Source organism: Bradyrhizobium sp. 87 (assembly GCF_023073015.1).
GTDB classification, from domain to species: Bacteria; Pseudomonadota; Alphaproteobacteria; order Rhizobiales; family Xanthobacteraceae; genus Bradyrhizobium; species Bradyrhizobium canariense_D.
On the sequence record NZ_JADPIQ010000128.1, the window covers coordinates 347,269 to 362,632 of the forward strand.

Sequence of the window (15,364 nt, forward strand, 5' to 3'; positions counted from 1 at the left end):
GAATGCCAACGTCTATGGCTTGTCGTGCTTTAGCTGCCCAGTTGCGACAGCAGACGTGTTTGCCGCAGCATTGCACGGAAAGCCAGCAGGTTTCACCTGTTTTGGTGCAAGTGTTCGAAATGTTCGGCATATAGCGCACCGATATTCGGCAGAGAAAGCTTCTGCTTGCCGCTAGGCTGTAGATGCCCGGCGAGCTCGCTGCGCGCCAACAAGTCATCGAGCATCTCGCCGCGTGACACGAAGGGTCCCTAGATGGGGTTTCTTTTCAATTCCGATGCCGCTCGGGGCGCAATTTTCCGCCAGATATTTGCGCGCGAGCTCCCCGATCTTGAATTCTACCAGGGTAGGAAAAGCATCGACCCGGAAAAGGTGCGGTATCTGCTGACCTGGAACGTGCCGGACGACGTCTCGCGTTATCGCAATTTGGAGGTGCTCTTTTCGATCGGTGCCGGAGTCGACCAGTTCGTGCCCGAGATCATACCCGATCATGTGATGCTGGTGCGTATGGTCGAGGATGGCATCATACGCATGATGCAGGAATACGTCGTGCTTGGCGTGCTGGCGCTCCATCGCGAGATGCTCGCATATCGGGAGCAGCAGAGAAGGGGCGAGTGGCAAGATATTGTCACTCCACAGGCGACCGAACGCCGCGTGGGTTTCCTGGGCGTTGGGATGCTGGCGCAAGCGGCAATCGATCGCCTCAAGCCCTTTGGATTTTCCCTTGCCGCATGGAGCCGCAGCAAAAAGGTAGTCGAGGGCGTCACCTGCTTTCATGGCGACGATCGGCTAGGCAGTTTCCTGAGAGGAACGGATATTCTCGTCTGTCTTCTGCCCCTGACGGAGCAAACCCGCGGCCTCCTGAACGCAAAACTCTTCTCGCTTTTGCCGATGGGAGCGCGACTGCTGCATCTCGGCCGCGGCCCGCAGCTCGATCAGGCCGCACTCATCGAGGCGCTCGACAGCGGCCGCCTCGCGGCAGCTATGCTCGATGTCACTGACCCCGAGCCGCTGCCGGAAGGCCATGCGCTCTGGGCACATCCGAAGGTCATGATAACGCCGCACATCGCATCCGTGACGCAACCGCATACGGCGGCACAATCCGTCGTAGAAAACATCAGGCGCCACCGCGCGGGAAAAAATCCGATCGGGCTTGTCGATCGAACACTCGGCTATTAACCAGGGATAATGCCATGTCACTTCTGATTACTATCGATACCAATCCGGACTTCGCACCAAAGAACACCTTGCCTGCTCCGGAACGACTCATTTCGGGCAATCCATCCTTCAAGACCTGGGCGCAGGACGCCTCCAAAGCCGAGAAGGTGCTGACCGGCGTCTGGGAAGCAACGCCCGGCGAGACCCATTCCATCAAAGGCACCACTTACGAGTTCTGCCACATCATCTCGGGTCTCATCGAAATTGAGGAAAAGGGTGGTGAGACCAGGACTTACCGCGGCGGCGACAGCTTCGTGATGAAACCGGGCTTTGTCGGCGTCTGGCGCACGATCGAGACCGTGCGAAAGATCTACGTCAGCGCTTATGACTGAGCGCAATGCTCAGAGCGGTCGAAATCTGGCTTGGCAGAACAATCGACTTTCAAAGTCGCGCCTGACCGGCTTCAGCGCCGTCAGGCAATTCTCGATGAAAAAATGCGGTGTGCGGCCTTTATTGCTCAAATGAGCCGGCTTTGCTCGCCAGTCGCAAATCCAAGAGCGTTCTCGTAGTGCAGACCTGCTCGGTTGGCAAGCAGGAATGGCGGAGTTGGGCCCGAAGGCAAAGGAACATGTAGATGATTGCATTGAAGGACAAGGATCTGTTTCGCCAGCAAGGGCTGATCGGCGGCAATTGGCGAGATGCGAGCGCGAAAGCCACTGCCAATGTCATTGATCCTGCCAGCCAGAACGTCCTTGGTACCATCCCCGATATGGGGCGTAACGAGACTGCGGCTGCAATCAACGCTGCGGCTGATGCGTTCAAAGCTTGGAAGAAGACTACTCATGCAGAACGCGCGGCACTTTTGGAGCGTTGGTATGAGCTGATGCGGCAGCATGAGCAGGATCTGGCGCTCTTGCTGACTCTGGAACAGGGTAAGCCGCTTGCTGAATCGCTCGGAGAAATCCGCTATGGGGCATCCTTCGTAAAATGGTTTGCGGAAGAGACACGCCGGATCAACGGATCGACCATCCCTTCACCCACTGCCGATCGCCGCATTCTGGTGCTGAAAGAGCCGGTAGGCGTCTGCGGGATCATCACCCCCTGGAACTTTCCTAACGCCATGATCACGCGCAAGGTGGCACCTGCGCTTGCTGCGGGCTGCACCGTGGTCATCAAGCCATCTGAATTTACGCCATTTTCGGCGCTCGCGATCGGCGTTCTTGCGCAGCGGGCAGGGATCCCGGCGGGCGTGATTAATATCGTGACGGGCATGCCCGCGGAAATCGGCCAGGAACTGATGGACAATGAAACTGTCCGCAAGATCTCGTTTACCGGGTCGACTCGCGTCGGCGCATTGCTGATGAAAGGCGCCGCCGCCAACATCAAGAAGCTCAGCCTCGAGCTCGGCGGCAACGCGCCGTTCATCGTCTTTGATGATGCCGATGTTGACCGGGCCGTCGAGGGCGCGATTGCGTCGAAGTTTCGTAATGGCGGACAGACCTGCGTTTGCTCCAATCGCATTCTGGTGCAATCCGGCGTTTACGATGCCTTTGCGAAAAGGCTCGCCAGCCGGGTCGCAAAAATGAAGGTCGGTGCCGGCACCGAAGAAGGTGTCGAAATCGGACCAATGATCAATGGCGCGGCGATAGAAAAGATCAAGCGGCACGTCACAGACGCCCTGGACAAAGGCGCGAAGATCATCTCGCAGAGCGAACGTATGCCGGAAGGTCGGCAGTATGCGCGCCCCGTCGTGCTCGGTGAGGCAACGACTGACATGCTCTTGGCCTCAGAAGAGACGTTCGGACCAGTCGCGCCGCTTTTCCGCTTCGAGACGGAGGACGAAGCGATCGCGATCGCGAACGGCACGCCCTTCGGCCTTGCCGCCTACTTCTACACTGAAAACCTCAAGCGCTCGTGGCGCGTTGCCGAGGCGCTGGAATTCGGCATGGTGGGCCTGAACACCGGCCTGATCTCGACCGAGGTCGCGCCGTTCGGCGGTGTAAAGCAGTCCGGGCTGGGGCGCGAAGGATCCCAGCTCGGGATAGATGAATATCTTGAGATCAAAACGCTTCATGTCGGCGGATTGGAATAAGGGGGCGATTCCTGGTTTCAGGAGAGGAATCGAAGGGTTCTCCGATTTTGCGGCGGACCGCATCCGCGCGACAACACCATGATGCCTCGACAGCGAAGTAACACAATTCTGTCGGATGAGTAGTTCGAACACAGAAAAAGGGAGCGGTTGAACCGCCCCCTTTATTCATCACGCAACAGTCTCTACTGAAATTTTCGAAGGTCTACGTGCCGCGAAAGAGCCCGAAAAGGATACGCCTTCACGCACTTCTTCGAAGGGGCTCCAAGCCGACTGCGGCGGCGAGCCCGCCGATGTCAGCGACCTCAGTGTATTCATAGAAGGGATTCGCGGGCTCATGACCGCGGTTCACCCACACCTTGCTCTTGATGCCCAGGTCGTAGGCTGTCATCAGGTCGTAGCGGAAGGAGGATGAGACGTGGGTGATATCTTCCGGACCGCAGCCAAGCTTGTCCAGCATGTATTCAAAGCCTTTCATGTGCGGCTTGTAGGCGCCGGTTTCCTCGGCCGTGATGACCGTGTGGAAGGGCGCGCCGAGCTTCTCGACGTTCGACATGATGAGGTTCTTCATGGAATTCGACAGGATGACCAGCGGAATCTCCCTGGCAACTTTGGCCAGACCCGCCGGGACGTCGGGGTGTGGACCCCATGTGTGGATCTCTTCATTGATGCGCTGGGCATCCTCCGGCCGAAATACGACACCGTTGCGCTTGCACGCGCGCTCTACCGAATTATGCACGACCTCGAAGTATGGCTTCCACGCGCCAAGAACTTCGTCCAGGCGATAGGCGGCGAAATCCTTGATGAAACTTGCCATCGTCGTGGCAGAAAGCTGGGAGCCGTAGACTCGCCTTGCCGCACCGGCCATGTCGAAATTCGTCAGCGTGCCGTAGCAATCGAAAGTGATATATTTCGGTCGGAACTCGGTCATGTCGTGGTATCCTCCAATCCTCTCGGCACCGCGTGCCAACGACAAGCATCATAATGAGCATCGCGTAAGATAAAGCGCCGCTTTCGCTGGAGCCGGAAGCAGATTGTGTCGTATCGGCTCGAAGCCTTGGCAGAGAGTTGCGCCAAGCAACCTTTCGAGTTGAACAGCACCGCCACGCGGCGGACGCCGCCGCGGTATAAGATGCGGCGTCGATCAAAAACGAAAGTCAAAACTCCTTTGGCTCAGGCGCAGCTTGGGAGGAACTGCTGTCGTCGATATCCTACTTTGCGTTTCGGGTTGATATGGAGGCCGAAATGTTGAGCAATTCGCTGATCGAGCTGGACCGCGCACATCTGGTTCACCCGGTCTCATCCTATCGCGGTCACGAGGCCTTGGGTGTGCGGGTGTTAAGATCAGCGAAGGGCGCGACCCTGACCGATGCATCGGGACATCAATTGCTCGACGGGTTTGCTGGTCTGTGGTGTGTCAACGTCGGGTACGGACAAGAGAGCATCGTTGAAGCTGCCACGAAGCAGTTGCGCGAGCTGCCTTACGCGACGGGCTATTTCGGGTTGGGCTCCGATCCGGCCATCCGGCTGGCCGCCAGGTTGGCCGAATTGGCGCCTGGCGATCTGAACCATGTTTACTTCACGCTAGGTGGCTCCGATGCCGTCGACAGCACAATCCGATTTATTCGGTACTATTATCATGCCAAGGGTACGCCGCAGAAGGATCAGTTCATTTCCGTCGAGCATGGCTACCACGGATCGTCGACGGCAGGGTCCGGCTTGACCGCGATCCCCGCCTTTCATGCGGGCTTTGGGGTACCTTATAGCTGGCAGCACAAAATTCCGTCGCACTATACCTATCGTAATCCTGTCGGTTCCCATCCTCAGGCTATCATTGCTGCGTCGGTCGCGGCCCTGCGAGCCAAGATCGCCGAACTTGGCGCAGATCGCATTGCGGCTTTTTACGTCGAGCCAATTCAGGGATCAGGGGGTGTCCTCGTGCCACCGCCATCTTGGTTGAAAGCCATGCACGCCGTTTGCAAGGAGAACGATATTTTGTTCGTAGTCGATGAGGTCATCACTGGCTTTGGTCGTGTCGGCCCATTTTTCGCCTGCGAAGAAGACGACGTCGTGCCGGATTTCATGACCACCGCAAAGGGTCTGACGTCGGGCTATGTGCCGATGGGAGCCGTTTTCATGTCCGACCGCGTCTACAACACGATTGCGGACGGAGCCGGCAAGACGGCCGTCGGCCACGGCTACACCTATTCCGCGCATCCCGTCAGTGCAGCGGTCGGGCTCGCGTGCCTGGATCTTTACGAAAATGGCTTGTTGGCAAACGGCCGAAAGGCGGGGCACCGCCTGATGGAAGGCCTTCGCGCGCTTGCCGATCATCCACTTGTCGGCGATGTCCGTGGTCGCGGCATGCTGGCCGCAATCGAGCTCGTCACGGACAAGGAGCGCAAGACGCCCCTGCCGGCGGAAGCTGACGCCGCGCGCCGCATATTCGACCGCGCATGGGACAACGGTCTCGTCATCCGCGCCTTTGCCCAGGGCGTGCTGGGTCTTGCGCCCCCGCTCTGCTGCACGGATGCGGACATCGACGGCATCATCGAACGAACTCGCATGACGCTCGACCAAACCCTCGAAGACAGGGACGTCCGCGCGGCGATGAAAGGATAATCACTGCGCCTGTCATTCCGAGGCCAGAAAAAGCCTGAGCCGTAGCGCCGGCCCGGCGATCTGCCCATGCTCCCCGGGGTGGAGGATTGTTCTTCAGCTATTGAATATGCTTTCGAGAGGCAGATGGGATTTCACGATCGGGGACTTCAGCACGACAAAACTGAAGTATTTGTCGATTCCGATATCCATCTCGACGAGACGTTCCATCAGCGCTTGATATTCGCTGATTCCCGCTGTGATAAACTTCACCAGGTAGTCATATCCGCCCGAAACCAGATGACATTCGACGACCGAATCTATCTTTTCGATGGTCGTGAGAAAGCGCGCGAAATCGATCTGGCGATGATTTTTGAGCGTGATCTCGGCGAACACAGTCAGAGTTTGTCCGAGCTTGGAGACGTCGATCTGGGCGGAATAGCCGGTGATGAAGCCCTCCGTCTGGAGCCTCTTGACGCGCATCAGGCACGGGCTCGGGGAAAGGTTTATCAGCTCTGCGAGCTCGACGTTGGAAGTCCGCCCGTTCTTCTGCAGTTCGCATAAAATCCTGATGTCGATCTTATCGAGCTTCATAGGCAATGCCATGAGATGGGAGCCATAGCGGCGTCAAGGCTTTGAGGCTTCAGCGTCATACGCACTGTCATAGCACCAACCAGCATCCTTTCCCACCGGGCGGAGAGATTGCTTTTCAGAACTCGGCGACCTTGCCCCAGGCACCCGTTTTCAGCCGCTCCGGCCTGTATGGACGCGGGTCGACGATCGGTGCAGTACCAGTAATGATGTCCGCCATCAGGTGCCCTGCGCCGGGACCAATCCCGAAACCGTGTCCGCTGAACCCGGCCGCAAGGATAAAGCCCGGAATCGCCCCCACCTCACCGATGGCGGGAACGCCATCCGGTGTGCTGTCAATATAGCCGGCCCAGACATTGGAGATTGCGACGCGACGGAGTTCAGGCAGCAATTCGCAAGCTCTTTTATGTGTCAGCCGAATCTGCCGCATGTCGGGACGGGGATTAAGTGTCCGGTTCAGCTCCATCGGGGTCGTCTCATCGAGCGCCCACTTCGCCAAGGATTCATGACCTTGGCGCATGCCCTCGAATGCTCCAGGGGCGAGACTGCGCCAGCGGCGAGCAAACATCGGCACGAATTCGCGGGCGAACCTGAATTGCTGCGGCGTTGGATCGACTCGCGCGCGCCCGCTTATCGCCAGCGTGTACCCGCCGCTGCTACGCCGCGTGAGCGACACGACTGCAGTGTGCAGGGCGTCGGGCAGACCCGCCGCGCCAGGAGCCACGGCGAGAATGGACTGGCGCACGGACGCCTGTGGGAAGCGAATGCCGAGCTGGTTGCAGAACGAAGAGGCCCAGGCCCCTCCTGCCATGACCACCGTGTTGGTCCGGATTGTGCCCATTTCGGTCACTACGCCGTTCACCCGGCCGGCACGGAGCTCTATGCCGCGAGCGGCGCAGTGCTGGTGCACCGTGCCGCCCGCCGTCATCATCGCACGCGCGACCACGGGCACAGCCTTCGAAGGGTCTGCCGTTCCGTCGGTTGGAGAGGAGACGCCGCCTTTCCATTTGCGGCCCGTCGCTTTGCCTCTCTCGCTAGCTTCGTTCGTGCTCAACATGTGTGTCGTAACGCCGACCGTCTTTGCAAAATCGCGCCATTTCGCCCAGCAGGTCAGCTCATTCTCGTCATTCGACAGATAGAGAAGCCCGCAGCGGCGGAAGCCCGTGTCTTCCCCGGTCTCCTGTGCTACTCTCTCCCAAAGATCGAGACTCTTGGTGGCGATCGGTAGCTCGCGTGCGTCGCGATTCTGTTGACGGCACCATCCCCAATTGCGACTGGACTGCTCGGCGGCGACACGCCCCTTCTCTAGCAAGGCGACCTTAACGCCGCGGCGGGCGAGATAGTAAGCCGTGAACACGCCCACCACGCCGCCGCCAATGACGACGACGTCAGCCTCTTGAGGCAGAGACGGGCTTGATTCAATATGGATGAGCGGCGCACTCATGAAGCGAGGACTCCCGGCGTTTGACCTATCGTAGCTGAGCATTCGCGGCAGGTGCTCTGCGGGAATTTGTGATTAGACGGAATATTCTGCGGTTTGCCGACTACTGTTCAAGCTATTATTGCGAGAACACGTTGCTCGCGCCCACCTCATTCGCCAAAGCACCAGGGCATCAGGCGTTGAGCGCGTGCAGCCGTGCCGTGCACAAGGCAGGCCGCCTGAGAGTTCTCTCGTCGCGGCGCAGACTGAAATGCCAGATGGCACTTCGTTTTCAGAACTTCCTGCTGCCCATACGGCGCGTTTCGGCGACTCTGGGGTGATTGAAGCAGTCAAACTCGCGAATGCCGGGTCAATGTCGATCAGTGGCAGAAGTTCTAAAGGGACGCTGGATGAGCCTTGTCCAGGAACAGACCTCCACAAGAGCAATCAAGCTGGATGGGACTGTTAGCTCCACGAACTTCGATTCAGTGATCGAGTTGGCCGCTCGTCCGATGTTTTGGCTTGAGCGACAGCTTTTTCCTGTCGAGCACCAAGCTTTGAATCATGTCGCACTCTCCGAACAGGGAATGGCAAAATGAGCGGCGAATTTTCGACCTGTCCGATCGTCGCGGCGGCAACAATGGCCGAAGAGCCAATCCGCAGCAGAATGACCCAACGCCGTTGAAAGGGGAGACTGTTCAAATGGCCTCTGCCTCTCAGGCTGTAGCTTCGGAAGATGTGGCACTCTCGGTGCGCGAACTGACCGTGAGCCTGCCGGCCGGGATGGAGCGGGCTCACGCCGTCGAGAACGTCTCCTTTGATCTGAAGCGGGGTCAGATACTGTGCATCATTGGAGAGTCCGGATCGGGCAAGTCGGTCACAGCCAATGCGATCATGGGGCTTCTGCCCAAGGCGATACGTGTTGCCTCGGGTTCGATCGACCTGAATGGGACCGACATCGTAGCCATCTCGCCCGATAAGCTCCGCAACCTTCGCGGCCGCGTCGTCTCGATGATCTTTCAAGATCCGCTCTCAGCGCTCAATCCGCTGATGACCGTGGGCGCGCAGATCGAGGAAGTGATGGCAGCGCACGACGTTGGGACCGCGAAATCCCGTCGCAGCCGCGCCATAGACTTGTTGGTTGAGGTCGGCCTTCCCGATCCGCAACTCATGTATCACCAGTATCCATTCCGGCTTTCGGGCGGGCAACGGCAGCGGGTGATGATCGCCATGGCTCTGGCTCTTGAGCCCGCGATCCTGATTGCGGACGAGCCGACGACCGCCCTCGACGTGACGACGCAGGCGCAGATCCTCAAACTGATCCGCGACATTCAGCGCCGCAAGGGAATGAGCGTGATGTTCATCACCCATGACTTTGGAGTCGTGGCGGAGATTGCCGATTCCGTTGTGGTGATGGAGAAGGGTCATTGCGTGGAGCAAGGCAGTGCCGAGCAGGTGCTCAAGTCGCCCAGTCACCTCTATACGCGCCGCCTGATCGCGGCCGTGCCGCACCTGACCGGCAAGGACCGCAATCCCTTGGAAGCCGCCGACAGGGCGTCAATCCTGAAGGTCGAGTGTCTGGTCAAGACCTATCGTAGCGGCAGTGCGCTTTTCCGTACGCAGCGCATCGTGCCTGCGGTCAATGGTGTCTCGTTCGATCTCACGCAGGGCCGCACGCTAGGCGTTGTCGGAGAAAGCGGTTCGGGCAAATCGTCGCTCGGGCGGCTGCTGATCAAGCTCATGGAGAGCGACGGTGGCTCGATTTTCTTCGAAGGCCGCGACGTCGCCCGGCTTACCGAGGCCGAGTTTAGGCCGCTAAGGCCAAAAATCCAGATGATCTTCCAGGATCCTTTTGCGTCGCTCAACCCGCGCTCGACGGTCGGGCAAATTCTCACAGTCGGGCCGGTCGCGCATGGCGTGCCGCACAGAGAGGCTGGTGAGCGGGCGCGGGAGCTTCTGTCCCATGTCGGCCTGGATTCAGGCGCCTTCGACCGCTATCCGCACGAATTTTCCGGCGGTCAGCGCCAGCGCGTCGGCATCGCCCGTGCGCTGATGTTCAAACCACAACTGCTGATCGCCGACGAAGCCGTCTCCGCGCTTGATGTCTCGATCCAGGCCCAAATCCTGAAGCTGCTGGATCAGATTCAGCGGGAGACCGGCGTCTCGATGATCTTCATCACGCATGATTTGCGCGTTGCCAGCCAGATTTGCGATGAGATCGCCGTCATGCATCGAGGACAGATCATCGAACGCGGACCGCCGTCGCAGATCTTCCTGGACCCGAAATCCGCCTACACGCGCGAGCTCGTCGCTGCCATCCCCGGCGAGCAGCCAAGGGGCGCTCGCGCGCTCGCGGGAGTCAATGAATACCGGCGGGACACAGCCAAGAACGAGGAGAGGTCATGACGGAAGCCTATTTTGACTCGAGCTATTCACGGCGCAATGCACTTCGATTGATGGTGGCCGGGGCTGCCGGCCTCGCTGCACCAGGCCTGTTGGGTACGCCCGCCTTCGCTCAGAAGGCCCCCGCCAAACCGAGCGGTCGCATCGTCGTCGGACTTGGACAAGAGCCGACCGTCTTCAATCCGCTGATGGCGCACATTGAAGTCGATGATGGTGTGCATTTCTCGGTTTTCGACGCGCTCTTCCGGATCGACCCAAAGGGTGAGATTGAGCCCAACCTTGCCGTCGAAGTACCGAACCAGAAGAACGGCGGCATTTCGGAGGACGGCCTCAAATGGCGCATCCGTCTGCGTGACGGTGTGCGCTGGCACGACGGCAAACCCTTCACGGCCGAGGATGTGAAATTCACCCTCGAACTGATCACCAATCCCGCCTTCCGGAGTTGGCGCACAGCTGGCCATGCCCTCGTGCGCGACATCACGGTGATCTCGCCCACGGAGATCTCGTGGCGAATGGAACAGGTTTTTGCGCCTTATCTTTCGTTCCTGACCGAAACCTTCATCGTGCCCAAGCACATCCTCGAGAAGGAGGCCAATCCAAACAACGCCGCCTTCAACCAGGCGCCGGTCGGCACCGGCGCATTCAAATGGGGTAAGCGGGTTGCAGGCGATCATCTCGAACTCGTGGCTAACCCCGAATATTTCGGAGAAGGCCCACACATCGAGAAGCTGATCTTCAAATACATTCCCGATCTCACCGTCCTCTACACTCAGTTCAAGAGCGGTGATGTGGACCTGATGGGGCAGCCGTACATCACAGCTGATCATTACGAGGAAGCCAAGGCGCTGGCGAACCGAGTGGTGACACTGGTCCCAAAGGCTTCATTCGAGTCCTTTTACCTGAATTTGGAGCGTCCACAGTTCAAGGAACTTGCAGTCCGTGAGGCGCTCTACGCAGCCATCGACAAGGAATCGATCATCCAGGGGCTCTATTACGGCGTGCCGACTCCGACGGAGACCTTCATGCCGAGGCAGTCCACCTACTATAACCCCAATCTTCCGGCACACGCATACAATCTGGACCGCGCGCGCCAGATCCTCGACCAAGCCGGCTGGGCGCCCGGGCGGGATGGCGTTCGTGCCAAAAGCGGCGTCCGTCTGTCCTTTGCCAGCTCGACCACGTCAGGCGATCCGCTTCGCGAGCAGGTGCAGCAGTTCTTGCAGCAGACATTTGCTCAGTTGGGCGTCGAGATGAAGATATCGAACTTGCCCGCCGCGGTGATGTGGGGCGAGTTCTGGCAGCAATCGCAATTCGATTCCGTGATCGTCGGCAGCACGTATCTGATCGGCGCCGACCCGGACGTGACCAATCGCTTGCACTCGCGTGCGATTGCAGCGAAGGGCGGGCGTGGTTCGAATAATGCGCAGTATTCAAATCCAGAGGTCGATGCCTTGCTCGACCAAGGCGCTCGCAGCTTCGATCCGGACGCGCGGCGCTCGATCTACCGTCGCGTACAAGAGCTCGTTCGCCGCGACCTGCCCTTCCTGCCGCTGTACCAGACCAATTCGGTCCAGGGTAACAAGAAGGGCATTTCCGGCGTCGTGCCGAACGTCAACACGCGCACCGAATCCTGGAACGCGCTGGCTTGGTCTTGGGCGAGTTGACGTATCGCCGCCCGAGGCCCGTATAGGCGCAGGGCGGCGCCTAGGCGCTGTCAAGCTAACATGGAGACTCGAATGCCCGGGTTCCTGCTTAATCGCTTTTCGCAAAGCATCGTGCTGTTGGTGATCGTCTCGATCATCGGCTTCACGGTGCTCAACTTCATGCCGGGCGGTCCTCTCGCGCAGTTCGGGCTGGATCCCGGCATGACCCAGAAGGACATTGAGCGACTGGCAGAGCAGCTCGGGCTGAACCGGCCGTTGTGGATTCAGTATTTTGATTGGGCCTGGCGGTTGGTTCAGGGCGACTGGGGTCACTCTTTCCGCGACGGAACGCCGGTGCTGGCGGTGATTGGGCGTCACCTCTTCGCTACGCTGCTGCTGATGGGGACTTCCACGGCACTGGCCATCGCCCTTGGTTCCTGGATCGGGATCCGCGGTGCCACCCACCGCTATTCCCTGTTCGATTATTGCGCGACGATTGGCGCCATGGTCGCGCTGTCGGTCCCGACCTTCTGGTTCGGCCTCGTCGGCATCTATATCTTCACGTTGAAGCTCGGTTGGGTGCCTGCAGGGAACATGTACACGATCGGCGACGGATCGGTGCTGGACTACTTGCATCACCTGATCTTGCCAAGCTTGGTGTTGTCGCTGGTCCATGTCGCGGTCTGGAGCCGCTACATGCGCACCGCGACCCTTGATGCGCTGAGCCAGGATTTCGTCAAGACGGCTCGTGCCAAGGGCCTAAGTGAGCGCCGCATCCTGCTGAAGCATGTCGTCGGCAATGCGCTGTTGCCGATGATCACCCTGGCTGGGGTGCAGTTGCCGAGCATTCTGACCGGCGCGTTGGTCACTGAGACCATCTTTACCTGGCCGGGAATGGGGCGGCTGTTTCTCGACAGCCTCGGCTACAGTGACTATCCGATGGTCATGGGGCTGTTGATATTCTCAGCCATCCTTGTCGTGCTGGGCAATCTCGTCGCAGACATCCTTGTCGCACTCGTCGATCCGCGCATTCGTCTCAGCTGAAGACGCCGGTTCGTGCCGTCAACAGGAGTCCCCCGTTATGACTGACATCTCCGCCCACCTCCCTCCAATTCGCTGGTGGCACAGCCGCGGGGTGCGCCGGTTCATGCGACACCATCTGGCGCTGCTCGGGTTCGCGATGATCGCCCTGCTCGTGTTGGCGTGCGTCGTGGGCCCCTACGCCTTGCCTTACGATTCGCTCTATATAGATCTGCGCGCCCGCTTTGCTCCTCCCTTGAGCGGTCATCATTATTTCGGCACCGACCCGTTGGGGCGAGACTTGGCCGTGCGACTCTTGATGGCCGGGCGTGTCTCGCTACTGGTGGGATTCTCCGCGATGTTGTTGTCAACGCTGATCGGAACGCTCGTCGGCGTGACCGCAGGCTATCGCGGGGGCTGGATCGGAGCCGCGCTGATGCGCACGGTGGATGGCTTTCTTTCCTTCCCCTCGATTTTCCTCGTGCTGGCGTTGGCCGCGACGCTCCGGCCCAGCCCGATGATGATCACTGTCATCATTGCTGTCACGAGCTGGATGGAGGTTGCCAGGATCGTCGAAGCCGAGGTCCGTTCGCTGCGCGAGCGCGAGTTTGTCCAGGCCGCGCGCATGGTCGGTCTGAGCGGCAGGCACATCATGCTTCGCGAAATTCTGCCCAATGCCACGGGTCCGATCATCGTGGCCGCAAGCCTCACCGTCGCCCGTGCGATTCTTCTGGAGGCCTATATCAGTTTCCTTGGTTACGGCATCCAACCACCGCTGCCCAGCTGGGGCAATCTGCTCAACGGCGCCCAGCAATATCTGGCCAGCGCTCCCTGGCTTGCCATCATTCCAGGCGCTGCGATTACGATCGCAGTGACCAGCTTCAACTTCATCGGCGACGGGCTGCGCGATGCGCTTGACGTTAGAGATGACCACATTTGACGGCTTGAGCCCAGGTGGCAGGCAGCGGACAGCGTTGAAGGCTATCCAGCAGAACCTCTTGATAGCGTAGACGTCGCAAGCATCGCGTTGGCTGATCAGAATCCGTCTTGTCAGTAATCCAAGGCCACTTTTAACACACGAGAAGTCAGCGACATGCACGAGCCCAGAGCCGCAGAGAAGGACACGCCCTATTGGTGGGAAGCCGCACCACTTAGGTCGCTGCCTCAACAGACTCTTCCCAAGAAACTTGACGTGCTGATCGTGGGCGCTGGCTATGCCTCTCTTTCGGCCGGGCTGGTGCTGGCGCGCGAGGGACGCTCGGTTGCGGCCTTTGACGCGATGAGTCCGGGCGAGGGAGCCTCGACGCGCAACGGTGGAATAACCAGCGCGAGCATACGGCCGGATTACGCCGCGATCTCCCGACGCTTCGGCGCAGACAAGGCGCTGGCAATCGAGGCGGAAGGCAAGATCGCCCGCGAGTTCCTTTACGATTTCATCAAGACCGAGGGGCTTGCCTGCGATTTCCAGCTGGTCGGGCAGTTCAAGGGCGCGTTCGGATATGAGCAGTACGACACGATGGCGCGTAGCGCGGAAGTATTAGCGAAGAGGCTGCGGATCGAGTCTCACGCCGTACCTTATGCCGAGCAGCACAGCTACATCGGCACCGATGTCTACCGGGGTGGAACAGTCCGGATGGATATCGGAGGGCTACAACCGGCGAAGTTTCACGCTGAACTGCTTCGCGTGGCGCTCGCTTCGGGCGTCGCGGTTCATGCGGATACGCCCGTCATCTCCATCGAGAGAGATGGTTCCGGATTCCGTATCGTGACCTCGGCCGGTTCGGTGCAGGCGCGTCAGGTGCTGGTTTGCACGAATGGCTATACTGATAGCGCCGTTCCCTTCCTGCGCCGCAGGCTGGTCCCGGTTCGCAGCCGGATCATTGCAACCGAGGAGCTCGCACCTGACGTCATGGCGCGGCTGATGCCCAAACGCATGATGATGACCGAGAACCGCCAGGTCGGGTTCTATTACCGCCCATCGCCCGACGGCAAACGTATCCTGTTAGGGGGGCGCGACAGCTCTCGTGTCGGTAACCCGGTGGCTCCAAAGCTCCTGCTGCGCAAGGGGTTGGTGAACCTTTTCCCCGAACTCGAGAATGTTCACCTTTCGCACAGCTGGTTCGGCAATGTGGCGATGAATCGCGACATGCTCCCGCGCATCTTCGAAGAGGACGGTGTGGTTTATGCCACTGGCTTCTGCGGTTCAGGCGTCGTCTGGGCGCCTTGGATCGGGATGCACGCGGCCCACAAGCTGATCGGAAACCACGAACGGGCGCGCACCGCCTTTGACTTCCGTCCGCCGGACTCCATCCCGCTCTATCGTGGCGATCCCTGGTTCATGCCCGCCATGATCTGGGGATATCGGATGCAGGATCGTTTTGCGCTGTGGCGCGACCGCCGCTGACGGCTGGAAACTCCATCGGGCATTCCCAAAGGTACAACTCA

General features: G+C 59.5%; 12 protein-coding genes. 9 read left to right on the forward strand and 3 right to left on the reverse strand.

Annotation, left to right across the window (positions count from 1 at the left end; translation table 11 throughout):
• Positions 1 to 252: 252 nt before the first annotated feature.
• The 3 genes from IVB50_RS33075 to IVB50_RS33085 all read left to right on the forward strand — a co-directional run bounded on the left by IVB50_RS33075 (position 253) and on the right by IVB50_RS33085 (position 3,247).
• Positions 253 to 1,176: a glyoxylate/hydroxypyruvate reductase A gene (locus IVB50_RS33075; protein ID WP_018453183.1), complete on the forward strand. Its 924-nt coding sequence runs from the start codon at positions 253 to 255 to the stop codon at positions 1,174 to 1,176.
• 14 nt (positions 1,177 to 1,190) lie between these two features.
• Entirely contained in the window at positions 1,191 to 1,547 is a 357-nt protein-coding gene (locus IVB50_RS33080) for a cupin domain-containing protein (RefSeq protein WP_018453184.1), read from the forward strand.
• A gap of 242 nt (positions 1,548 to 1,789) precedes the next feature.
• Complete coding sequence (locus tag IVB50_RS33085; protein WP_018453185.1) at positions 1,790 to 3,247, forward strand: NAD-dependent succinate-semialdehyde dehydrogenase; 1,458 nt, start codon at positions 1,790 to 1,792, stop codon at positions 3,245 to 3,247.
• A 238-nt stretch (positions 3,248 to 3,485) separates the two neighbouring features.
• Here the strand turns inward: IVB50_RS33085 and IVB50_RS33090 are convergent, their stop codons facing one another.
• Positions 3,486 to 4,175, reverse strand: a complete 690-nt coding sequence (locus IVB50_RS33090) for a haloacid dehalogenase type II (RefSeq protein WP_018453186.1) — start codon at positions 4,173 to 4,175, stop codon at positions 3,486 to 3,488.
• 314 nt (positions 4,176 to 4,489) lie between these two features.
• On the opposite strand from IVB50_RS33090, the gene IVB50_RS33095 reads away from it, so the two are divergent.
• Positions 4,490 to 5,866 carry an aspartate aminotransferase family protein gene (locus IVB50_RS33095; protein ID WP_026232478.1) on the forward strand — a complete coding sequence of 459 codons (1,377 nt, stop codon included), beginning with the start codon at positions 4,490 to 4,492 and terminating at the stop codon, positions 5,864 to 5,866.
• 93 nt (positions 5,867 to 5,959) lie between these two features.
• Here the strand turns inward: IVB50_RS33095 and IVB50_RS33100 are convergent, their stop codons facing one another.
• Together IVB50_RS33100 and IVB50_RS33105 are read right to left on the reverse strand one after the other, a co-directional pair.
• Positions 5,960 to 6,436: an Lrp/AsnC family transcriptional regulator gene (locus IVB50_RS33100; RefSeq protein WP_018453188.1), complete on the reverse strand. Its 477-nt coding sequence runs from the start codon at positions 6,434 to 6,436 to the stop codon at positions 5,960 to 5,962.
• Positions 6,437 to 6,551: 115 nt separating this feature from the next.
• Entirely contained in the window at positions 6,552 to 7,877 is a 1,326-nt protein-coding gene (locus IVB50_RS33105; RefSeq protein ID WP_247299260.1) for an FAD-binding oxidoreductase, read from the reverse strand.
• 678 nt (positions 7,878 to 8,555) lie between these two features.
• Between IVB50_RS33105 and IVB50_RS33110 the strand changes: the two genes are divergently transcribed.
• The 5 genes from IVB50_RS33110 to IVB50_RS33130 all read left to right on the forward strand — a co-directional run bounded on the left by IVB50_RS33110 (position 8,556) and on the right by IVB50_RS33130 (position 15,323).
• Positions 8,556 to 10,259, forward strand: coding sequence for an ABC transporter ATP-binding protein (locus IVB50_RS33110; protein WP_039798616.1), 1,704 nt, complete (start codon positions 8,556 to 8,558; stop codon positions 10,257 to 10,259).
• Positions 10,256 to 11,920, forward strand: a complete 1,665-nt coding sequence (locus tag IVB50_RS33115) for a peptide ABC transporter substrate-binding protein (protein WP_085361104.1) — start codon at positions 10,256 to 10,258, stop codon at positions 11,918 to 11,920. Before IVB50_RS33110 ends, IVB50_RS33115 begins: the two co-directional genes overlap by 4 nt.
• Before the next feature lie 72 nt (positions 11,921 to 11,992).
• A complete protein-coding gene (locus tag IVB50_RS33120) occupies positions 11,993 to 12,943 on the forward strand; it encodes an ABC transporter permease (RefSeq protein ID WP_018453192.1) in 951 nt (316 codons plus the stop codon).
• 37 nt (positions 12,944 to 12,980) lie between these two features.
• The gene (locus IVB50_RS33125) at positions 12,981 to 13,859 is read left to right on the forward strand and encodes an ABC transporter permease (RefSeq protein WP_026232479.1); all 879 of its coding nucleotides are present in this window, start codon (positions 12,981 to 12,983) and stop codon (positions 13,857 to 13,859) included.
• A 153-nt stretch (positions 13,860 to 14,012) separates the two neighbouring features.
• Entirely contained in the window at positions 14,013 to 15,323 is a 1,311-nt protein-coding gene (locus IVB50_RS33130) for an FAD-binding oxidoreductase (RefSeq protein WP_026232480.1), read from the forward strand.
• Positions 15,324 to 15,364: the final 41 nt, after the last annotated feature.